Source organism: Ureibacillus sp. FSL W8-0352, from assembly GCF_038004345.1.
Lineage (GTDB): Bacteria > Bacillota > Bacilli > Bacillales_A > Planococcaceae > Ureibacillus > Ureibacillus thermosphaericus.
Genome location: NZ_JBBOQT010000001.1, coordinates 1,947,633 through 1,969,410, shown reverse-complemented (window position 1 = coordinate 1,969,410; position 21,778 = coordinate 1,947,633). Strand labels below are relative to the sequence as shown.

Annotated in this window: 19 protein-coding genes and 3 pseudogenes; 16 read left to right on the top strand and 6 right to left on the bottom strand. The window is 35.3% G+C overall.

Annotated elements, in window-relative coordinates:
* The first annotated feature begins 247 nt into the window (after positions 1-247).
* Together NST98_RS10035 and NST98_RS10030 are read left to right on the top strand one after the other, a co-directional pair.
* Positions 248-3,586, top strand: coding sequence for a DEAD/DEAH box helicase family protein (locus NST98_RS10035; RefSeq protein WP_340715042.1), 3,339 nt, complete (start codon positions 248-250; stop codon positions 3,584-3,586).
* Positions 3,587-4,108: 522 nt separating this feature from the next.
* Entirely contained in the window at positions 4,109-4,252 is a 144-nt protein-coding gene (locus NST98_RS10030; protein WP_172597779.1) for a hypothetical protein, read from the top strand.
* A 215-nt stretch (positions 4,253-4,467) separates the two neighbouring features.
* Here the strand turns inward: NST98_RS10030 and NST98_RS10025 are convergent, their stop codons facing one another.
* On the bottom strand, positions 4,468-4,824 hold the full coding sequence (locus NST98_RS10025) for a GIY-YIG nuclease family protein (protein WP_016839453.1): 357 nt from the start codon (positions 4,822-4,824) through the stop codon (positions 4,468-4,470).
* A gap of 21 nt (positions 4,825-4,845) precedes the next feature.
* Complete coding sequence (locus NST98_RS10020) at positions 4,846-5,592, bottom strand: DUF2087 domain-containing protein (RefSeq protein WP_340715717.1); 747 nt, start codon at positions 5,590-5,592, stop codon at positions 4,846-4,848.
* A 328-nt stretch (positions 5,593-5,920) separates the two neighbouring features.
* Here NST98_RS10020 and NST98_RS10015 point away from each other — a divergent pair, with 328 nt between their 5' ends.
* From NST98_RS10015 to NST98_RS10005, 3 genes are all read left to right on the top strand, one after another.
* Positions 5,921-6,763 (top strand): hypothetical protein, encoded by an 843-nt coding sequence (locus NST98_RS10015; protein WP_340715041.1) that lies wholly within the window; start codon positions 5,921-5,923, stop codon positions 6,761-6,763.
* Positions 6,764-6,820: 57 nt separating this feature from the next.
* Positions 6,821-7,192 (top strand): hypothetical protein, encoded by a 372-nt coding sequence (locus tag NST98_RS10010; RefSeq protein ID WP_340715040.1) that lies wholly within the window; start codon positions 6,821-6,823, stop codon positions 7,190-7,192.
* An 85-nt stretch (positions 7,193-7,277) separates the two neighbouring features.
* Positions 7,278-7,973, top strand: coding sequence for an MBL fold metallo-hydrolase (locus tag NST98_RS10005; RefSeq protein WP_340715716.1), 696 nt, complete (start codon positions 7,278-7,280; stop codon positions 7,971-7,973).
* A gap of 545 nt (positions 7,974-8,518) precedes the next feature.
* Here NST98_RS10005 and istB read toward each other — a convergent pair.
* Positions 8,519-9,238: an IS21-like element helper ATPase IstB gene (istB, locus tag NST98_RS10000; RefSeq protein ID WP_013399917.1), complete on the bottom strand. Its 720-nt coding sequence runs from the start codon at positions 9,236-9,238 to the stop codon at positions 8,519-8,521.
* Positions 9,226-10,743, bottom strand: coding sequence for an IS21 family transposase (istA, locus tag NST98_RS09995; RefSeq protein ID WP_340715039.1), 1,518 nt, complete (start codon positions 10,741-10,743; stop codon positions 9,226-9,228). The genes istB and istA overlap by 13 nt, the downstream gene beginning before the upstream one ends.
* Positions 10,744-10,889: 146 nt before the next feature.
* Here istA and NST98_RS09990 point away from each other — a divergent pair, with 146 nt between their 5' ends.
* From NST98_RS09990 to ltrA, 6 genes and pseudogenes are all read left to right on the top strand, one after another.
* The gene (locus NST98_RS09990) at positions 10,890-11,567 is read left to right on the top strand and encodes a DUF2225 domain-containing protein (protein WP_016839448.1); all 678 of its coding nucleotides are present in this window, start codon (positions 10,890-10,892) and stop codon (positions 11,565-11,567) included.
* Positions 11,568-11,593: 26 nt separating this feature from the next.
* Entirely contained in the window at positions 11,594-11,950 is a 357-nt protein-coding gene (locus NST98_RS09985; RefSeq protein WP_016839447.1) for a hypothetical protein, read from the top strand.
* Between the two features lie 219 nt (positions 11,951-12,169).
* Entirely contained in the window at positions 12,170-12,658 is a 489-nt protein-coding gene (locus NST98_RS09980; RefSeq protein ID WP_016839446.1) for a YjdJ family protein, read from the top strand.
* A 265-nt stretch (positions 12,659-12,923) separates the two neighbouring features.
* Positions 12,924-14,129 (top strand): annotated as a pseudogene (locus NST98_RS09975) (IS110 family transposase).
* A gap of 16 nt (positions 14,130-14,145) precedes the next feature.
* Positions 14,146-15,017 (top strand): annotated as a pseudogene (locus NST98_RS09970) (transposase); the annotation flags it as partial.
* A gap of 527 nt (positions 15,018-15,544) precedes the next feature.
* Entirely contained in the window at positions 15,545-16,807 is a 1,263-nt protein-coding gene (gene ltrA / locus NST98_RS09965) for a group II intron reverse transcriptase/maturase (RefSeq protein ID WP_340715715.1), read from the top strand.
* A 74-nt stretch (positions 16,808-16,881) separates the two neighbouring features.
* Here ltrA and NST98_RS09960 read toward each other — a convergent pair whose 3' ends face one another.
* Positions 16,882-17,307, bottom strand: coding sequence for a hypothetical protein (locus NST98_RS09960; RefSeq protein WP_141602958.1), 426 nt, complete (start codon positions 17,305-17,307; stop codon positions 16,882-16,884).
* Positions 17,308-17,508: 201 nt separating this feature from the next.
* Here NST98_RS09960 and NST98_RS09955 point away from each other — a divergent pair, with 201 nt between their 5' ends.
* The 4 genes and pseudogenes from NST98_RS09955 to NST98_RS17310 form a co-directional block, all read left to right on the top strand.
* The gene (locus NST98_RS09955) at positions 17,509-18,297 is read left to right on the top strand and encodes a hypothetical protein (RefSeq protein WP_340715038.1); all 789 of its coding nucleotides are present in this window, start codon (positions 17,509-17,511) and stop codon (positions 18,295-18,297) included.
* A gap of 129 nt (positions 18,298-18,426) precedes the next feature.
* Positions 18,427-19,551 carry an IS4 family transposase gene (locus NST98_RS09950; protein ID WP_340715037.1) on the top strand — a complete coding sequence of 375 codons (1,125 nt, stop codon included), beginning with the start codon at positions 18,427-18,429 and terminating at the stop codon, positions 19,549-19,551.
* A 4-nt stretch (positions 19,552-19,555) separates the two neighbouring features.
* A complete protein-coding gene (locus NST98_RS09945; RefSeq protein WP_340715036.1) occupies positions 19,556-20,125 on the top strand; it encodes a hypothetical protein in 570 nt (189 codons plus the stop codon).
* A gap of 61 nt (positions 20,126-20,186) precedes the next feature.
* A pseudogene (locus tag NST98_RS17310) lies at positions 20,187-20,414 on the top strand (IS5/IS1182 family transposase); the annotation flags it as partial.
* 6 nt (positions 20,415-20,420) lie between these two features.
* Here NST98_RS17310 and NST98_RS09940 read toward each other — a convergent pair.
* A complete protein-coding gene (locus NST98_RS09940; RefSeq protein WP_096549664.1) occupies positions 20,421-21,170 on the bottom strand; it encodes a glucose 1-dehydrogenase in 750 nt (249 codons plus the stop codon).
* 161 nt (positions 21,171-21,331) lie between these two features.
* Between NST98_RS09940 and NST98_RS09935 the strand changes: the two genes are divergently transcribed.
* The gene (locus NST98_RS09935) at positions 21,332-21,562 is read left to right on the top strand and encodes a hypothetical protein (RefSeq protein ID WP_340715035.1); all 231 of its coding nucleotides are present in this window, start codon (positions 21,332-21,334) and stop codon (positions 21,560-21,562) included.
* Positions 21,563-21,778: the final 216 nt, after the last annotated feature.

Genomic DNA, 21,778 nt, shown 5'->3' with positions numbered 1-21,778 from the left:
CAAAAATTGGATTCTAAAACGATTTTGGTGGCCTTTTTAAAATTACAAGAGGCTTATTACCTAATTTTATAAAAGTTAAATTAAATATTATTTTCCATTAAATGTAACGTTAAGTTGATGACATTGATTTGAATCTAGCTTACTAGAATTAGAAAATTTATATCAGGCATTGTTGCAAAAATCATTTAGAGGCGAATTATTTTCAGAAGAAGAATTGTCAATTATTTAATAAAAGGGAAGTGCCAACATGTCCAATTTTGGCTTTTTAAAAGATAAGAAACAGTATCAAAGTTTTGCAGAGGCTTGTTTTGAAGCAGAAAAAGGATTGGTTGTAAGCCCTGCTGTCAGCGCCATTCAATCTCGACGGGCATTGGAGCTTGCGGTGAAATGGGTTTATAGCTTTGACAGTGCGGTAAAAGTTCCTTATCAAGATAATCTATCCAGTTTAATTCATGATCGAGAATTTTTAGGGATTATTGATGATGACTTATTACCAATGATGAAGTATGTAGTGAAGCTCGGCAATCAAGCGGTTCATACGAATGCACCGATAACGCGTGATGAAGCGGTTTTGTCCCTACATCATCTATTCCAATTTGTTGCGTGGATTGATTACTGCTATTCCGATGAATTTACTGCAGGGGACTTTGATGAATCTTTACTTCCTGTTGGTGAAGAACAACAGGTTCGACCGAAAGAATTACAAGATTTATATGAACAATTAAGTGCAAAAGATCGCAAACTAGATGAAATTATCAAAGAAAATCAACATCTACGCAAACAAGTGACGGAAAAACGAATCCGTAATACAAAAGAATACGATTTCCATGTGGATGAACTCAATGAAATTGAAACAAGATTGAAATATATTGATTTAGATTTGAAACTTGCAGGTTGGGATTTGAATAAGGATATTTTACGAGAATATCCTGTTGTAGGTATGCCAAACAGCCAAGGCAAAGGATTTGTTGATTACGTATTATTCGGAGATAACGGTAAACCATTAGCTGTAGTTGAAGCAAAGCGCACATCAAAGGATCCGAAAATGGGTAGACAACAAGCGAAACTATACGCTGACTGTCTTGAACAAATGACAGGTACTCGCCCAGTGATTTTCTATACGAATGGTTTTGAAACGTTTATTTGGTGCGATCCTTATCCGCCACGAAAAGTTTCTGGCTTCTATAATAAAGAAGAATTAAGTTTATTAATAGAACGCCGTCAAATGAAACGGCCGTTTGATCAAGTTCAAATCAATGATTCAATTTCCAATCGTTATTATCAAAAAGAAGCAATTTTATCGGTTTGTGAAGCATTGTCTCGCAATCAAAGAAAAGCGCTTCTTGTGATGGCTACAGGTAGCGGGAAAACGAGAACGGCCATTTCCATAGTGGATGTGTTAACTCGTCACAATTGGGTGAAAAATATTCTCTTTTTAGCGGATCGGAAAGCATTAGTAAATCAAGCATATCGAAATTTTAACAAACTATTACCTAGCATACCGTTATGCAATCTATTAGATAACAAAGATAATCCGGAAGAAAGTCGCATTGTCTTTTCCACCTATCCAACGATGATGAACGCCATCGATGAGGCGAAACGAAAAGATGGGAAAAAATTATTTACGGTTGGACATTTTGATCTCATCATCATCGATGAATCACATCGAAGTATTTATAAAAAATACCGTAGTATATTTGAGTATTTTGATGGGATATTGCTCGGTTTGACTGCCACCCCAAAAGATGAAATCGATAAAAATACGTATGAAGTATTTGACCTGGAAAATGGTGTTCCAACTTACGCTTATGAACTTGAACAAGCTGTAAAAGACGGATTTTTAGTGGACTATCGAACAATTGAGACAAAGACGAAATTTTTAGAAGAAGGCATTCACTATGATGATTTGTCTGAAGAAGATAAGGAAAAATACGAAGAAACATTTGAGGAAGAAGAGTTTTTAGATGATATTGACAGTTCTGCCTTAAATGAATGGTTATTTAACGACCATACGATCGATATGGTATTACAAGATTTAATGGAAAAAGGCATTCGGGTGGAAGGAGGAGACAAGCTAGGTAAAACGATTATTTTTGCAAAAAATCATCGCCATGCGGAACGGATTGTGGAGCGTTTTGACGCATTATTTCCAGAATACGGTGGACAATTTGCAAGAGTAATTGATTACAGTATAAAATATGTTCAATCATTAATCGATGACTTTTCAGATAAAAATAAAATGCCACAAATTGCGGTGTCAGTTGATATGCTTGATACGGGTGTGGACATCCCTGAAGTAGTTAATCTTGTATTCTTTAAAAAAGTTCGTTCGAAAACTAAGTTTTGGCAAATGATTGGTCGTGGCACAAGGCCTTGTTCAGATTTAATAGGAATTGGGCAAGATAAAACCCATTTCTTAATCTTTGACTATTGTGGGAATTTTGAGTTTTTCCGTGAAAATCCAAAAGGAATGGAAACGCAAATCGGAAAAAGCCTAACGGAAAAACTATTTAATGTGAAAGTCGATATTATTCGTGCATTACAAGAAATTCAATATCAAACAGAAGAATATATCAGTCATCGAAATGAATTAGTCCATGAAGCAACTCGAGAAGTTATGGCCCTTGATAATGAAAACTTCCGAGTTCGTCAACATTTGCAGTACGTAGAAAAATTCAAGAATAAAGATAACTGGTTGTCGCTATCTGTTCTAGATACGAATGAAATTAAAGAACACATTTCACCAATTATTCTTCCAGTGCAAGATGATGAATTTGCTAAACGTTTCGATTTATTAATGTATACGATTGAATTGGCGAAATTACAATCAAATAATGCAACAAAACCGATTCGCAGTGTCATCCAAACGGCGGAAGCTTTATCGAAACTAGGTACGATTCCACAAGTCATGGAGCAAAAGTACATTATTGAGAAAGTCATGACGGAGGAGTTTTGGGAAAGTGCGGATATTTTTGAGTTAGATGCAGTACGTGAAGCACTGCGAGATTTAATTAAATTTATCGAAAAGGAAACACAAAAGATATATTATACAAATTTCCAAGATGAAGTCATTGATGTGAAAGAACATGGCTCAATGTTCTATGTAAATGATTTACAAAATTATCGGAAGAAAGTCGAACATTATTTGAACGAGCATAAAGATCAAATGGCCATTTATAAACTTTATCATAATAAACCATTAACAGCACAAGATGTGGAAAGACTAGAAGAAATACTATGGAAAGAACTTGGCACAAGGGAAGAGTATGAAAAAGATTTTGGAGACACACCGATTACAAAACTTGTTCGCCAAATTGTAGGTTTGGATCCGAAATCCGCTAACGAAGCATTTTCAGAATTTCTTTCTGATGAACGGTTAAACTTAAATCAAATTCGATTTGTGAAACATATTGTTGATTATGTCATTAAAAACGGAACGCTTGATAAAAAAGTTTTACAGCAGGAACCATTCAGATCTGTTGGAAGCATTGTCGATTTATTTAAAAATAATATGGATGATGCTAGAAAAATCATCAGCATTATTGACGAGATTAACCGCAATGCGGAAGAGATTGTAGGTGCATAGTCTGTCTCAGAGCGGTTTTTTTTCAGCAACTTTTATGATTCCAATACAATGTATATACAAAAGAAGAACGAATTCCATGTTGAATTCGTTCTTTCTTTTAGTGCGCCTGGCATGGGTGTAATCTATAGGGTGTAAGTCCCGAACTGTGAAGGCAGAAGTAACAGTTAGCTTAACGCAAGGGTGTCCGTGGTGACGCGGAATCTGAAGGAAGCGAGCGGCAAACTTCCGGTCTGAGGAACACGAACTTCATACAAGGCTAGGTATCATTGGATGAGTTTGCTCAACAAAACAAAGTCCTTTCTGCCGAAGGTGATACAGAGTAAATGAAGCAGATAGATGGAAGGAAAGATTACATTCTTACCCAGGGAGGTCTGATGGATACGTGAAGTACACTTCATAACCTACTTAGTGATAAGTAGCTGAACCGTCAGAAGTCAGCAGAGGTCATAGTATTAGTTGGTTTAGAACTACTAAGAAGGACCGAACAATTAAGAGAGAATAGCCCTTGGCATTCAGTGAGTCATGATGAACACAGAAAACGTAGTACCTCACTTGAGGAAGGAAGCGGTGAATCCCGTGGGAGACCTCTTGGAGGGTGGAGTGACCACTGGCATAAAGAGAACAGCTATTCACGGAAGTTATAAAGACTTGCGTCAATCATCTTAATTGAACCGCCGTATACGGAACCGTACGTACGGTGGTGTGAGAGGACGGGAGTTAATCGCTCCCTCCTACTCGATTGGTTGCAATTGGAGTGTTATTTCTGGTTGTTCTTAGATATCGCTACAGGAAACTAACGTACTGCATTCATTTATTGATCTAAAGCATATAGTCCTCGCTTAATTGGTTACAGAAACTTTTTTTCCCAATGCTGTCTCTTTTTATGATTTTTTATTGTAACCACGCTCTCCATAAGGTTGTAATTTTTCCAACCATTTTTCTTCAAGTTTGAGTAGTGCTTCTTTTTCGTTGTAATATGGGTCATCATCTTTCTTTTTTAATATTTCTAGAATTTCAAATGTGAAAGCATCTTTTCCATATTGGTTCCAATCTTTCTGAAGTTCTTTGTTTGTTGTATAGGTATTCATTTCGAGCATAAATTTTATTCCATTTAGTGTTTTGATATTTTTCGTACTTCCAATTAATATTTTGTTGTTGATTGTATTCTTAATTTGAAAAATCCCAGCTTCTACTTTTGTTTCTTTGAATTGTTGTTTGAGTGCTTTTTTTCGGTCCATATTTTTCACCTTCTGATTCGTTTATTTGTTTAACCAATAACTGCTTCCGTCAGATTTGCGATTTAAAAATCCGTAATCTACCAAATACCTTCTGATTAGAGCATAGTCCTCATAAATCCCTTTTAAAATCTCGTTTAATTCTTTTTCCTCATAATGGTTATCCGGTTTTAAACGATTCGCGATTTCTCTAAGAATGACGAGTCTTTGTTTTTCTTTATTAGGAAATTTCGTCAAAACCCCATTGGAAAAGTATTTTTGAATTATTTGCTCTTGCTCTTCTTGTGTAACGTTATATCGTTCATCTACCATTGTGGCTGTTTTATGCACTGGAACAAAAGCGGGTGCATGTTGATCTTTTTCCTTCAACAATTCCATTAAAGCTAGAAAAATCTTCGCCTGACGCTCTTTTTCTTTTAATGCAAAACGATGATGGCGAATTGTTGAGGTGCTTCCAATTCCCAGTTCTTTCTGAATTTCTTTATCGCTTTTCCCTTCATAAAAAAGAGATAATAATTTCTTTTGATGTTCTGTAAGACCCGTGAGTTTCTTATCCATTGAAAGTAGATAGTCAAATACGGAAATGTGTGTATTTTCAATATGAATTCGCATATATTTTTCAGCTTCATAAAGTCTATTTTCGTAAGGATAAATTATTCCTTTTTCAATTCTTTCTCCACATAAAAGACAAGTAAATGAATCTTTGTCTTGGATATAACCATTTTTCAAATCTTCTATTGAAGCATTCCAAAAAATTTTTGATAATTCCAATGTTCGTTGCACTTCCTATCTATTTTGAATAAAACAAACAAAAATTCATTTTGTTTATTATTTCATTGAATATTTTATATAAAAGTTTGAAATTGTTCAACTTATATACCAAACGTTTTATTGGATTGTTTGTTTTGGTATAAACGAATTTAATTTTTGTTTATTACATTAACAACCATTCATAATAGGAATAAAATGGCTAGGTTTTACCTTCTAGTAAGACCTAGCCAGTAGATTGTTTACGATGACGATTTACAGACGCGAAAACTCTTTTGAAAGGCATTATGTTATAATTTTTGAAAAATAAAATAATGAAGGTTGTTATAACATGAATCATATCAAAGGTATCATATCTTATCTACTGATGTTACCTGCAATAATGATTGGAATCTATACAATGGTATGTTATGATGTGCCACGAAGTATTTGGGTTCAAAATATAATTATTTGGATTATTGGATTTTTAATAGGTTCTATTTTTATTAGTCGAAGCAAGGTAAAGTATAAAATGGGTGTTCATAGCAGACAAACTATTATAATTGTCATTTTGTTAGTACTACCTTTTTTCTTTAGTGGTATAGATGGTATTCATCGATGGGTGACTGTTGGACCTATTAATATATATATTACAAGTATTATTTTACCTGTACTAATTTTTTACATATGGAAATTAGCAATAAACAATCGGCAACGTAATGTATTGGTTCTAACATTCATCACATTATTAATATTGTTGCTCCAACCCGATGCAGGTCAGCTTTCTGCATTTGCAAGCGCCACAGCAATCATTTTTTGGAAAATGATTAGAAGTAAAACTATCAAAATAATAAGTATAGCAACAATCTTACTTTTTGTTATGGTATCATGGGTATTCTTAGATGATTTGGAACCAGTTTCTTATGTTGAGGATATCATCTTCTTAGTTGCAGGTTTGGGGAATGTTTGGCTAATTGCAGGTATTTTGTCTCTTGATTTATTATTCATTCCATTCTTTATTTACGGAAAAAACAATGTCATTTCTTATTCATTAGGAGTTTATTACTTTACGATGATGATTGTAACCTTTATCGGAAATTTCCCTTTGCCGATTATGGGGTATGGAATATCACCAATTATTGGTTACTTCATTGCGATATCCTTGCTTCATAAAGACAATTTAGTGCGCTTATAAATTAAACCGGCAACATGATGACAGATTATTAAAATAGCGAAGGAAAGGAGGGCGTTAATGAATACAATTAACAAAGAAACTAAAGTTTTGTCCATTCAATCTTTAGAATCAACATTACTTAAGCTTACCAATGCATTAAACAGTATGAAAGAAAAAGGTTCAAATACAACGCTAGTTGAAAAGAGAATGAATGCGGTGAAAGTGGGTTTAAAGAGTCTCAAAAATGATTGGAATGGCGAGGCTTTTTCTTATGATGAAGAAATAATATACTCAGCAAAGGAAGCCCTACTAAATATCATTCCATCTATTGAAAAACAAATTGCAAAAGCAAAAGAAGGAAGTTCTCAAAAGACACTAAATGAACGCCGTTTAACTGCAATGAAGTTGGCAATTCAATCATTGGAGAACCGATTGACGAGTGCTTCTTAGGTGTAGCAATTTGAATGTAGAGAATTTTGTAATTCGAAAGTAGAAAATCTTTCATCTATAAACTGAAATAGAGAGGTTGATTAAAATAGAAATTTTAGAACTACCGATTGAATTTGAGTTTAATGGTCAGATGCAGAGAATTTATCCTAGCTTAATTGTGCTGAATGATCAACTTACATTGGTGGATACTGGTTATCCTAATTTCCTGCCATTAATTGAGAAAGAAATAATTAAAAATGGATTTGATCTGAAGAAGTTAAGAAATATCATCATTACCCATTATGATGATGACCATATAGGCTCATTATTTGATTTTAAAGTAAAATATCCTTGGATAAATGTAATAGCAAGTGAAGTGGAATCAAAGTTCATAAGCGTTGAAGAGAAATCAGAACGATTAGTTCAAGCAGAGGAAATGTTGGAAGTATTGCCGAATGAGGAAAAAGAATTTGGTGAATGGTTTATACAACAATTGAAGAGTTTAAAACATGTGTCGGTAGATTACAAAGTTAAGGATGGCGACAAAATCCTCGACGGAGCATGTATAGTTGTTGAAACCCCAGGCCATACTTCTGGCCATATTTCATTATACATTCCTTCTTTAAATAGCGTTATTACTGGAGATGCTGCAGTAAATGAAAATGAGAAACTAGCGATTGCAAATCCTCATTTTTGTTTAAATATTGAAAAGGCAGAGGAATCCTTAAAAAAATTACAAAATTTGAATGCTGAAAACTATTATTGTTATCATGGTGGGAAGTTGACTTTGAACACGAGGTAGTAAACATGTTCCTTATAATTTTAAAGGAGATATAGATACTTTGCTGAAGTTTTTAGGCAAGGAATGATAAGTGGGAAATCCTTTTTCTGAGGGTTTCCCATTTTTTATTGATGAGTAAAATTTTCATTATTACTTATTTCCGAAAAGGTTTCTTCTTCACTCTTACATGGTAACTAACTTTAGCAACTATGAAGAGTTGTACGTTTATAAGCGCATTATAGGACAAAAAGTATATAATTTCCACTTCGAATCTTGTTGTGATTCAAACTATTTTCCTTATTATATAAATTTACATAAAAAATTAATAAAATATACCTGATTTTCTAAACAAAAGAATAAGGTAAAAAGTTATAATAAAGAAAAGACTTTAGAATCATATATTAGAATTATTTACTAATCATAAGCGAATTATTTAGTAATTCTTGTTTGCATTACCAACATGATGCTAGATAAGTTAAAGGAGTTGGTATGAATTGTTTTTGGCAAGTAGAAAATGTATGAAATGGCAATTAAAAATGCATACATACACTTGCCAAATTCCATGGTTAACGTTGAGAGATTGAGTCTTTGTATCGGTGACTTTCACCATTGAAGATGATTAAATGAGAATGATGAATCAGCCGATCAATGACGGCCTCTGTTAAAATGGGATCGCCAAAGACATTATTCCATTGGCTAAATGGTAAATTGGTTGTCACAATGATGCTTTTGGTTTCATAACACATGGAAATAACTTGAAATAATAACTCTGCCCCCTGTTTATGCAATGGAATATAGCCCAATTCATCAAGAATCAAGAGATCCAACTTTTCGATTTGATTGAGAAATTTACCAAGGTCACCTTTTTCATTGGCCTCCAATAAAGCATTGACAATGGAGGCGGCCGTATAGAACTTCACTCTTTTTCCTTGTTTTTTCATCAAATTGAGGGCGATGAGAGTGGAAAGGAATGTTTTACCGGTTCCCACTCCGCCATAGAAGATAAGGTTTTCCTGATTTTTCGTAAACTCACCTTCTAAAATATAATCTTTTGTGATGCCTGGGGCTAGTTGAATCTCCCGCCAATCATAAGGTTTATTTGGAATTTTCGGCAATGTCGCCTGTTTTAGTAGTAAATTTATCCTTCTCTCATCTCGATGCTGCACTTCTCGTTCAAACAGCTTCAGTAAAAATTCCTCATTTGTTTCCGCATGGATGGTATGGTAATTGGCTGGAATCCAGCTTAATTTTAGTCTTTTGGCATATTCCTTAATCATTTGTTCCATGATGCCACATCTCCTTGGGATTCGAATAGGCGGTCATAATGCCTTACTCCTCGGATGGCTTCCGGCATATCTGGAACGTGTTTTTTCGGTTGAATTGGCTCTCGTATACCTCTTCCATTGATTAATTGATAAAATACCTGTTTAATCGATTCTACTTTCGGATGACCATACTGGGAGGCAATCCTCAAAGCCTGTGTCGAAACTTCGAAATCATGTTCTTTTAGTAAAACAGCTAGTAGTTGTAATGCTTCCTTCTTTTCTTGAACGGTACAATTGGAAAAATAATTTTTCCATTCTTCCGGCATCTTTTCATAGAAATCCGTATATTTTAATGCATTTGGCCTTTTGGCCATTAACGTAAGATATGGTTGCCATTTCATTGATTTTTGTTTTGTGCCATATAAACGCTCGTGCTTGATAATCAGCTCATGCTCTTCTGTTAAAATGGCAATCTCATGATAAGAGATCTTTGCCAAAACCTTTTGTTTGGCAAAACGGGGAGACGTGGAATATAAATTGTTTTCTAAATGGATGAAACCGTACTTATCAGCCGTGACCTGCTCATATCGGACACATTCAAATTCTTTGGCTGGCAATTGAAGAAATAACGCTTGTTCTTCTTCAAATAATTCAGCGATGAGTCGCTCCTTCTCATAATGCGGACGATTCCAGTCCTTCTCACATTTCTCCCATAAAGATTCATTAAAACTTTCTAGTTGATAGATTGTTTGTTCAGGTAAAAAGAAATTGTTTCGAATATATTTCACCTTTGATTCGACATTCCCTTTTTCATTTCCGCTGGCTGGGTTGCAGAACTCGCATTCAAAGCCATAATGTAAAACGAATCGTTGAAATGTCTCTGTCAATTCTCTTTCTCCGTTTGGCAAGATCGTTTTTACGGCAGGGGAGAGATTATCAAAACGAATGACCCTTGGAACCCTTCCCATATAGTGAAAGATTCGTTTTAATCCTTCCAAGAAACATTCTTGATTTTGAGCTGGCATGACTTGCACATAGGCCGCATTACTGTAAGGGAATGAAACGACCAGGTAAGGAAAATCGACGTATTTCCCCTGATAGAGAAAAGGAGCTTCTCCAAAATCAACTTGAGCCGTTGCAGGTTTCGATTCTAAAGGTAACGCAGCTGGTTCACTTTGTTCGAGCAGTTCTTGTTTTCTTTTTGATACATAGAGCCGAACAGAACGATCTGAACCTGTAAATCCATATTCTTCTTTTAAGATTTCATACATTCGTTTCGCAGTTCTTCGATATTTTTTCTTCTTTGTCAAGTCCTCTTTAATCCATTGATCCAATATCGGTCTCACTGGATCCATCACTTTCGCTTTTCTCGTTTGTTTAACTTTTGAGGGATTGAAGTCTTCCATTTCCGCATACTTCTTCACTGTTCTTGGATCACGATTCATTCTTTTGGCAATATCGGAATAGGAACATCCTTTTTGGTTTGCTTCATATCTGATATAATGAATTTCAGCCACTGCTAACATCTCCTTGAATACCTCCCGTTGAACTGTTTTGTCCAACTAGGAGGGTAGTGTATTTGGGGAATGTTGGCAAGTGGTTTTTTGTTTTATAGGACCTGCATAAATTAATTGCCAAACGTTACATTTTTAGTTTGCCATAAACAGTATGAATGGCATTCAATCTTTATTATTACGAAAGTAAGATGGTATGTAATTACTGTAAAAAGGAGTATACAACTTACAAAGTACGTCCTGGTCGATATAAAGTCATAGCACAAGATACAGATTTTATGCCAATTTACGAAGGAATCAATCCGCTATTATACGAAGTAGCTGTTTGCCCGCACTGTGGTTATGCATATCATAAATCAATGGCAAGAACATATGGACCGTTCATGCTACTAATTGGGGAAATTTATATCAACCAATTACAAAAAATTATGAATCTCTGTAAAGAACGGTCGATTGATGAAGCAATTGCAAGCTATAAATTAGCTTATTTAGTTGCGAGAGCATCAATGGAAGAAACGATTATTTTGGCTAACTTTGCTCTGAAGATTGCTTGGCTGTATCGATTAAAACAAGATAAGGAATTAGAAATGCGTTACCTTCGATCGGCAAGGGAATTATTCAATAAATCCCATGCAAACAATAAAGAAGGGGAAGAAAGGATGCAATATTTAATTGCAGAAATCAGTCTACGGTTAGGAGATATTGAAGAAGCGAAAAGAGGATTTTCACGATTAATTACAAGTAGGGAAGTTTCGAATAAGTATCGCAACTATGCGCGGAAACGTTGGGAAGATTACAAATATGAAAATCAAGCTGTTAAGGAGCAGGAGGGATAACATCTCGTTATTAAGGGGGGATTAAAATGAATCTAAGGATAGGGAGAAAATTGGATTTAACAGAAGAAGAAGTATTTGCTGAACTGCACCACTTTTTATTAAGAAAGAACAATCGTGTACTTAGTAATGATGAAGTAATTGAAAAAACGGGCATCTCTCCTGAACTTCTTTATAAATGGGTGAAATCAGGGAAATTAAAACGATCGTTGTTTCCAAACCTTGGAGCTCCTTGTGAAAGATGTGGAAAATTTACAAACTACTCTAAAATATGTTTCGAATGTTCCACTTCGATTACGACTCTTTTAGAAAAAGAAGAAAAAGATAAAGAATGGTTCAAACAAATTCAACAAATGAATAGATTAAATACGTACCATCATAAATAAGAAAATTAATGGATGCTGCATTTTTTCAAGTTGTACAAAGTTTTACCTTTCCAATTTGGTTGGTTCATCGTTATAGAAGAGATTTAGACACTTTTCCATCTTAGAAAAGTGTCTTTTTTGTAATGAAGAAGACTAGAAGTAGGAAAAATGTTAAAGTGATGAAACGAAAAAAGTAATGAAGTCGTCTTAATGTTATATAAATAATTTAGAGGTGTGGCGATGTTTAAATATTGGTTACAAATGATAGTGGGGGTTGCGATCTTTATTATTTCAACATTTTGTGCATGGTATGAAGGTAGTGAAATTGTTGAAAATTCGTTTGAATGGAACTATTCAACACCATTTACGAATGTATTTATTCAAGTGATTACAAATGGACGCGATATTAGTCAACTAGACTATTTCGTGTACGCTGTAAAATTTCACCCCTTGTTTCCCACTATGATGATGATTAGCCTGCTTTATATTCTAGCTGTTGCAGGTATTTATCTAATAAAAGTTAAATCAAAATGGGTTATTAGTTTTTGGGGAATCGTGGGACTCATTTGTGTATTATCAAGTGCTTTCATTTCAATTTCATACACAATAGGAAGTAGTATTTTCTTCTGGATTACTTCTATTAGTGGACTGCTATTTATTGTGATAGCAGGTTTAATGTCGTTTACAAAATACAAAAATCAACAGAACGGTATTACAAATGAAGTGTAACAGAAAGCAGTGGTATGAGTTTTAAAAGGGATGGTAAAAACATACTAAGATTAGTAGTACAAACCAAGGCCAAGGTTTGTGCTACTATTTTTTAGAAAAGTCGACCAGTCTCAGGGATCTTTGAATCCGTATTAAAAACTGGCTAACTTCACACCCTTATGCGAATCAGTTTAGTATGTTGGGTCCATAGAGATCGTGTATAAGAAAGTGGAATCGATAAGGTAATGTGAAGACTTCTATGAATTGGCAAAGAAAGAGTAATGGAATGAAACAGGTTATTGGATTAGATGTTAGTAAAGGAAAGAGTACAGTAACAATCTATGATAGTTATCGTCAGTGCAAATATGAAGGTGAAATCAATCATACACGAAGAAATTTTGAACAATTACATAAGCGAATAGTAGATATTACATCACTTGATGACCAAGCACCAGACATTGTATTTGAAGCAACAGGTGTTTATTCAAAACCGATTGAAGCATTTTTAAAAGATTACGGTTATGCATATTATCCCCTTGAAGCGAACTGACAAATGGCGAAGATGCGTCGACATAAAACCGATATAAGCGATGCTCATGAATTAGCCAAAACACATTTTAAAATGGAGAGAGAACCAACCTATATCCAAGATGATTATTATGAGCAGATGCGTGCATTGACACGTTATGATGATGAAATTGATGAAGAAATGATTTTATTAAAAAATCGTATGCATTCCATTTTACAATTGAGTTTTCCAGAATTAGAAAAAATACTGACACCAAATTCTGCACTATTTTTAAATATAGTACAACTATACCCTCACCCAACACTTGTTTTAGCTCACTCTAAAACTGTCATTAAGAATCGTCTAAAAGCGAATACAAGAAAGAACCTTTCTTTAGAACGTGCAGAGAAAAAAGCAATTGCTTTATTAGAAGCTGCTCAAAATAGTTATCCAGCGATTAGATCTACCGATGTGCGATGTGAACAAGTCCGTGATTACGCAAATCGAATAGCAGAATTAAAGGATAAAAAAGAAGCACTTGTCCAACAAATGATTACTTTATCAAAAGATCGAAAAGAGTATATTGTTTTACGTTCCATCCCTGGTATCGGTGATTCTACTGCTTGTAGATTAATTGGGGAAATGGGTGATATTCGTCGCTTTCAAAATGCTAAACAATTGAATGCTTATGCGGGAATTGATATTATGCGCTATCAATCGGGGAATACACAGTATCATGATCGTATTAATAAAAGAGGTAACAAACACTTGCGAAAGCTTTTATATTTTATGGTGTGTGCCATGATTATGAAGAAGAAAGATAAACCGAATCATTTTGTAGATTACTATTATAAATTAAAAACACAACCTCAGAGAAAGCCTCATAAGGTTGCGATTATCGCCTGTATCAATAAATTTTTAAAAGTGACGTTCCAGTTACTGACACATGGCATTTTATACGATTATGAAACTGCCTTAAGTTAAATAATCGATTAACTAAAGTTATTCCAAAACAGACTTAGATGCGACGTTCATGCTAATGAAAGACGACTATATGAAAAACGGTCAATTGAAGGCTGGATACAACGTACAAATCGTAACAGAAGGTCAATATGCACTGGCTTATAGCATTTTTCCAAATCCTACCGATACACGTACATTGATTCCGTTCTTGAATGAGATTGAGAAGCATTATTTTCCATTGCCAAAGTATATTGTCGCAGATGCTGGTTATGGTAGTGAACAGAACTATGAGGACATCCTTTCGAATCGAAAATGTGAGGCACTTATTCCATATACCATGTATGAGAAAGAACAAAAGAAGAAATATAAACAAAACCCATTTCATCCAGACAATTGGACGTACGACGAAGAAAGTGATACCTACACGTGTCCGAATCAGCAGCGGGTAACCTTCCGATATCGTTCTGTACGTACCGATAAGACCGGTTTCAAACGAGAATTGAAAATCTATGAATGTGAAAACTGTTCGGGATGTCCATTCCGTTCTTCATGTACAAAAGCAAAGGAAGGCAACCACCGAAAAGTCATGGTGAATGAAAAATGGGACGACAAAAAGAATATGTAAGAGCGAAGCTTTCAGAAGAAAAAGCAGGTTCTATTTTCCGTCAACGTAAAATGGACGTAGAACCAGTTTTTAGATTCTTGAAGGCTAATTTGCGTTTCACTCGATTTTCCGTCCGAGGCAAATCGAAGGTGGAAAATGAAATGGGGATTGCCTTAATGGCCGTGAATTTTCGGAAATACACGGCCAACAAAGATCAACTGACCAAAAATAATGGAGAGAAATGGAAGAGGGAGAATTTGAGTTGGCTCAAATTCTCCTTTTTCGTGCGCCCGGCATGTACATGAACTATAGGGTGTAAGTCCCGAACCCCGAAGACAGAAGTAGAGGTTAGCCAAGAGCAAGGGTGTCCGTGGTGACGCGGAATCTGAAGGAAGCTGGAGGCAAAACACCGGTCCGAGGAACACGAACCTCATATAAGGCTAGGTATGATTGAGTGAGTTTGCGAAACAAAACAAAGCTCTTTCTGTCGAAGGTCATATCGAGTAAATGAGGCGGATAGATGGTGTGAAAGTGCATGTACTTACCCGGGGAGGTCTGATGGATACGTGAAGTACACTTCATAACCTACTTAGTGATAAGTAGCTGAACCATCAGAAGTCAGCAGAGGTCATAGTATTAGTTGGTCTAGAACAACTGAGAAGGACCGAACAATTAAGAGAGAATAGCCCTTGGCATTCAGTGAGTCATGATGAACACAGAAAACGTAGTACCTCACTTGAGGGAGGAAGCGGTGAATCCCGTGGGGGACCTCTTGGAGGGTGGAGTGACCACTGGCATAAGAAGACAAGCTATTCACGGAAGGAGAATAACGATGCTTTTGAATCAAATCCTGTCACGGGAGAACATGCTTCAAGCATTAAAACGTGTAGAACAGAATAAAGGAAGCCACGGAGTAGATGTGATGCCCGTACAAAACCTACGACAGCACATAGTTGAAAACTGGCTATCGATTAAAGAAGCAATTCTCAAGGGAACTTATGAACCGATGCCAGTCCGCAGAGTCGAAATCCCGAAACCTGATGGCGGTGTTCGTTTACTAGGAATCCCTACCGTAACAGACCGTTTGATTCAACAAGCAATCGCCCAAGTACTTTCAAAAGTGTATGACCCTACATTCTCTGAAAACAGCTACGGATTTCGACCAAACCGAAGTGCTCATGATGCGGTGAGGAAAGCGAAAGAATATATAAGAGATGGATATCGATGGGTTGTAGATATGGACTTGGAGAAATTCTTTGATAAGGTCAACCATGACAGATTAATGGGTACACTCGCGAAGAGAATCCAAGATAAACCATTACTGAAATTGATTCGTAAGTATTTACAATCGGGCGTCATGATTAATGGTGTGGTGTCAAGCACATTAGAAGGAACTCCACAAGGAGGACCATTAAGTCCGCTACTATCTAACATTGTACTAGATGAACTAGATAAAGAATTGGAAAGAAGAGGACACAAATTCGTTCGATATGCGGATGACTGTAACATTTACGTGAAAAGTAAACGAGCAGGACTTCGCACAATGGCAAGTATCCAGCGATTTATTGAAGGAAAACTACGACTGAAAGTAAATGAAAAGAAATCAGCGGTCGACCGTCCATGGAAACGTAAGTTTCTAGGATTTAGCTTTACCTATCATAAAGAGCCAAAGGTTCGTATCGCAAAAGAAAGCCTTAAACGAATGAAGAATAAAGTTCGTGAAATCACATCACGCAAGATGCCCTACCCGATGGAATACCGCATTCAGAAACTGAATCAATATCTAATGGGATGGTGTGGATATTTTGCGTTAGCAGACACCAAATCTATATTCCCTGAATTAGATAAATGGATTCGTAGAAGACTTCGAATGTGTCTATGGAAGAACTGGAAGAAACCGAAAACAAAGATACGCAACCTTATTCAACTTGGCGTACCACAATGGCAAGCGTATGAATGGGGAAATACTCGGAAGAGTTATTGGCGTATTTCAAATAGTCCAATATTACACAGAACCCTTGGTAACTCCTATTGGAGAAACCAAGGGCTGAAAAGTCTTGAAGCTCGTTATGAAAACTTGCGTCAATTATCTTAATTGAACCGCCGTATACGGAACCGTACGTACGGTGGTGTGAGAGGACGGGAGTTAATCGCTCCCTCCTACTCGATCTATCTTGAAGCTAGTTTTTTTTTGTTGAAAAATTTAATTGTGTAAACGATGAAATACAAAATAATGTATGGAACAATAATGTACAAAGTAATTACCAACATATCATCTTTATATTCAGCAATTTCTTCTAATAGAGTTAAAGGTCTACCATCGTATACAATATCTTTAAAAGAAAATATGAAATGATCAACAGTCAAATCAGCGAGCATGATTATAATCAAATATGCAATGTAGATGAGTGTATTGATAACGAATTTGAATCTTCTTTTTGAATTTATAGATTCTATCAAAATAACAAAAAATACAAAGGAAATAGCCAGCATTATGATTTCATTAAATTCAACATACCCTGAATTATCAATCAATAATGCAAAGACTATAATAAAATTTATAACTGCCAGTATAATCAAATTTTTCTTTTTCATCCTTTTTTCCCCTCTCCCAATATAGTAGTTTCAATTTTAACAAAAAAAATAATTTTTAAAAAATAAAATTAGATTTTTTCAAACAATTTAAATATTTTTTACAAAATTAAGAATTTTTGGATATTATTCTTTACATATAACCTAATCATTGGTATATATTGATATTTATGGAATTATTTCAAAGGAATAGGGGGTATTTTGGTGAAGAAAAAAACATTTTTTACTGTAGCAGTGACTGTCATCATGTTATTCAGTTTAGCTACAAATCATGCTTTTGCATGGAGTTACAGTAATTATAATTACGGATCTTATGTTCCAAAGTCGGGAACTGGTACAGCAACTACGTATTACGACTCAAGAAATTTCTTACAAACGAGAATTGATTTCAAGTTTGATAGTTATAATGTCAGCTCCATAATCAGTTACAACAAAGGCAATGGCACTGGCGGAAGCTGTCCAGGATATAATGCATATGTGACTTTGGATCAAACTGCTATTCCTGATGGTTCATCCTTAAAAATTTCCGCATGGGAGGTGCTTACTAATCTGCCAAATCCCAAAGTGGACATTGAAGATAATAATCTCTGGGGAGCTGATGATGAATCAGAAGTGGTTGCACTAGGGACTGTCGTTGCTGATAAAGCTTATTATATGACAACTAAATGGCTTGATAATCGTGGAGGTAAATCAACAGATAGCGGCAGAATTCAAGCTCAATTTGCCATGAGCAAAAAAGGTATTTTGGACTATAACAACTGCACTCAATCTTCAACAGTACAGCACACATTCACTTATGGTGATAACCAAGGTAAAGTTGCTTCTATTCAACCTCAAATAACAAAAAGTCTAAAAGCAGTAGCTAGTACAACTGTGCCGGTATCTAATACAACAAGTACTACAAATTCTCAATCTGACTCTCAAGTCATTACTGAATATAAAGCTATTGAACCAACAGAAGATGGGATTACAAAATATAAATCAAAACACTAGCGTCGCATTAAAATAATTTAACACCTTCAAATAAACCGAATTTTCTGAAATATAATCTAAACACAAAAAAATCCTTTATAATGGTTGGGTGGTAGTAAACCATCCAAATCCAATACAAAGGACAAAACCATGGATAAGTTTACACGAAAAACATCATTTGAACAATGGTTTTCACCGATTAATCGTCCATTATTTGACGACCTAGTGAAAACACATCAATTAAATCACTATACCAAGAAGCTTTATATGGCTTCATTTATGAAACTGCTTTTGTATGCCCAACTCCATGAAACCGAGAGTTTACGGGCGTTGAGTGACGCTGTCTTTTTAGAAGAATTACAACGAGCAACGGGATTGGAATCGATTAGTTTTTCACAGTTAGGGAGACGAATCAATACCATCCCAACTGAGTTCTTTCAAACGATTTTTCTCGATTTAGTGGCACAAATTCATCGGAAAACCAATTTCCAAACAAGAAGAAAAGTGACAACGCCTTTGAAAATCATTGATTCGAGTACATTACCGCTTAATTTGACCAATCATAAGTGGGCAGAGTTTCGAAAAACAAAATCAGGAGTAAAGCTTCACTTACGACTTGTTTTTATGGAAAAAGGACTCTCCTATCCAGATCAAGCCGTACTCACGAATGCCAACGAACATGATCGTGGTCAACTAGAAGTATTCGTGGATGACAAAGAATGCATGTACGTGTTTGATCGTGGTTACTTGGATTATGGGCGCTTTGATCAAATGACGGAAGATGGCTATTTCTTTGTGACCCGTTTGCGTAAAAACGCTGTTGTCCGAGTGTTAGAATCCTTTTCGTTACCAGAAGATTCACCCGTATTCTCTGATGAAATGGTTGTCATTGGAACACCACAAAATCGTTCTGAAAACGTGTTTCGCTTACTCAAATTGCATGATACAAAAGGAAATGAGCTTCATTTACTGACAAATCGGTTTGACATTGACGCAGATGAAATTGCAGAAATCTACCAATCACGTTGGGCAATCGAACTTTTTTTCAAATGGATGAAACAACATCTGAACATTAAAAAGTTTTTTGGTCACAGTGAACAAGCTGTACATAATCAAGTGTACGTAGCCATGATAGTGTACTGTCTGAATGTTTTAGCTCAGCTGAACACGAATAGCGAACGCAGTTACTTACAAATTAGTCGCTATTTGAAGGCTTCTTTGTGGAAATCCGCTCACATTTGGTTACGAAAAATCGAAGGAAACGGCGTCCCATAAAGGTTTGCCAGTCGTTGTTGCACAAGTCATAGGTTATAGTAAAAAAATGGATGTTTACTACCCTCGCTTAGGTGTTTTCGTTTTTTCTCTAAAGTCCAGAAAAAATAAAACTGAAAATTCAGACATCATTTATGCGACGGTAGTGAAATCAAAACAAAAAGAGATAACTAAGAAATTAAAATCAAATAAAAAAATCAATGACATTGCAGTCACAGTTACTTTTGCTGAACCATTAAGTTTTGATGAAGTTAAAACAATTACTGAAAAATACAATGTTAATATTGAAGAATTGGAAGCAAGATCAATAGACAGTAATGGCGACAGAATCACTCATGCTATTAAAGGATTGAACAAGTCATTATCTCAAGATGGAAGTAATTTCATAGGATATACTAGTTTACAGGGATATGTTTCATCAGAAAATATTTTTGGTTTAGAATCAGAGGAAAAAATTTTCTTAGTTGATGCCAGTGGAGACAATAATGTAACAGAATTAGAGAAAGACAATTTCGCAGTTCCTCTTACATGGTATTTAGAAGATTTGAATCCTGAAAAACATTTAAAGAAAATTTAAAATAAGATTGGTTTCGACAGTTTCATTCTGTTATTTTATTTATTAAATGTGCAAAAGGACCGGATTCTTGAAGGCTAATTTGCGTTTCACTCGATTTTCCGTACTAGGAAAATCGAAGGTGGAAAATGAAATCGGAATTGCCTTAATGGCTGTGAATTTACGAAAATACACGGCCAACAAAGATCAACTGACCAAAAATAATGGGGATAAATGGAAAAAGGAGAATTTGAGTTGGATCAAATTCTCGTTTTCCTATCTTGAAGCTAGTTTTGTCCCAGCCTGTTTTTAGTTTTTGCTATTCCTCATAAATCATTTTTCTTGTCATTCCACCATCCACAACAAGGTTAATGCCTGTCACGAAATCATTTTCCTTCGCTGTTAAATAGAGACAAGCGCGCGCAATATCGTCTGGTCTTCCGACACGTTTTGATAAATGCTGCTCGTGATCAATTTTACGTAATTTGGAATAATCGCCTGTTTCAATCCAACCTGGGGAAATCGCGTTCACGGTAATTCGATCTGCACTAAATGATGCTGCAAGCGCATGAGTTAATGCAACAATTCCACCTTTTGTTGCTGCATAGGCTTCTGAATTCGGTTCAGACATAATGGCCCGTGTGGAAGCAATATTAACGATGGAGCCGCCTTCTTTATTATTTCGCATATATTTTGCGGCTTCCCTTGATGCTAAGAAAACACTTCGTAAATTGGTGTTGATAATATCGTCCCATTCTTCGATTGACAATTCATAAGGGGACTTAAATACTGATTTCCCTGCATTATTGATTAAAATATCAATTTGACCGAATGTAAGGTTTGCAATTTCCATTAAGCGGATGATGTCATCCTCAACTTTTACATCGGTTTTTACAAAAAGCGCGTTTCCCTCTTTTTCTTTAATTACATCAACTGTTTTTGATCCGGCTATTTCATCAATATCCGCTATCACAACATTTGCACCTTTTTCTGCATAAAGCAAAGCGATTCCTTTTCCAATGCCCTGTCCAGCGCCGGTTACAATCACCGTCTTATTTAAAAAATCCATGTTTTTTACACATCCTTAATGAAAAATTCTCCATATTTAAGGTAGCACAAAAAGTGAACACCGTAGAACTCCCAATAATAAAAACAATTAGTCACATGTAGAATGCTTTAATTTAAACAAACATATTTATATGAATGAGGCTTTTACAGAGGAGGGAAATATTGTCGATTGTCAATCCTCAATATGGATTTTTAAAGGCTGATTATCTAAATCCTAATTTAAGGCAAAGGAACAAGACTGTTGATGCTGCTTCATCGAAGACACCAATTAAAGATGAATCTGTATTAACAACGGATATAAATGCAAAGTTAATCTTTATTTATAATTGGTTGATGATTATATCAGCTGATTTATATTGTGCAATTATTTTTGTTTTAGCCAATTTCTTTTGAAACTTTTACATGGTTTAAAGAGTCCAATTTATAAAATGGCACTATTGGAATTTATTAACTTAAAGTTTCAAGTCCAAACGTGTGGATTTGAAGCTTTATTATTTTGAAATTCATCTAATACATAAGTTGGGGGTGGTCTTATGAAAAAAGAATGAGTTTTCGTGGTTAGATTTAAATTATAGCAAGGAAATATGGAGCTGTTTTGATTTTATTACC

What these genes read in the sequence shown, in the direction of transcription:
- istA (WP_340715039.1), bottom strand. Translation starts at nt 10,743, where the DNA reads ATGTTAGCAGTGGCTGAAATTCATTATATCAGATATGAAGCAAACCAA.
- NST98_RS10030 (WP_172597779.1), top strand. Translation starts at nt 4,109, where the DNA reads ATGATGAACACAGAAAACGTAGTACCTCACTTGAGGAAGGAAGCGGTG.
- NST98_RS09980 (WP_016839446.1), top strand. Translation starts at nt 12,170, where the DNA reads ATGTTTAAATATTGGTTACAAATGATAGTGGGGGTTGCGATCTTTATT.
- NST98_RS10035 (WP_340715042.1), top strand. Translation starts at nt 248, where the DNA reads ATGTCCAATTTTGGCTTTTTAAAAGATAAGAAACAGTATCAAAGTTTT.
- NST98_RS09940 (WP_096549664.1), bottom strand. Translation starts at nt 21,170, where the DNA reads ATGGATTTTTTAAATAAGACGGTGATTGTAACCGGCGCTGGACAGGGC.
- NST98_RS09985 (WP_016839447.1), top strand. Translation starts at nt 11,594, where the DNA reads ATGAATCTAAGGATAGGGAGAAAATTGGATTTAACAGAAGAAGAAGTA.
- NST98_RS09990 (WP_016839448.1), top strand. Translation starts at nt 10,890, where the DNA reads ATGGCATTCAATCTTTATTATTACGAAAGTAAGATGGTATGTAATTAC.
- istB (WP_013399917.1), bottom strand. Translation starts at nt 9,238, where the DNA reads ATGGAACAAATGATTAAGGAATATGCCAAAAGACTAAAATTAAGCTGG.
- NST98_RS10015 (WP_340715041.1), top strand. Translation starts at nt 5,921, where the DNA reads ATGAATCATATCAAAGGTATCATATCTTATCTACTGATGTTACCTGCA.
- NST98_RS09960 (WP_141602958.1), bottom strand. Translation starts at nt 17,307, where the DNA reads ATGAAAAAGAAAAATTTGATTATACTGGCAGTTATAAATTTTATTATA.
- NST98_RS10010 (WP_340715040.1), top strand. Translation starts at nt 6,821, where the DNA reads ATGAATACAATTAACAAAGAAACTAAAGTTTTGTCCATTCAATCTTTA.
- NST98_RS10025 (WP_016839453.1), bottom strand. Translation starts at nt 4,824, where the DNA reads ATGGACCGAAAAAAAGCACTCAAACAACAATTCAAAGAAACAAAAGTA.
- NST98_RS09950 (WP_340715037.1), top strand. Translation starts at nt 18,427, where the DNA reads ATGGATAAGTTTACACGAAAAACATCATTTGAACAATGGTTTTCACCG.
- ltrA (WP_340715715.1), top strand. Translation starts at nt 15,545, where the DNA reads ATGCTTTTGAATCAAATCCTGTCACGGGAGAACATGCTTCAAGCATTA.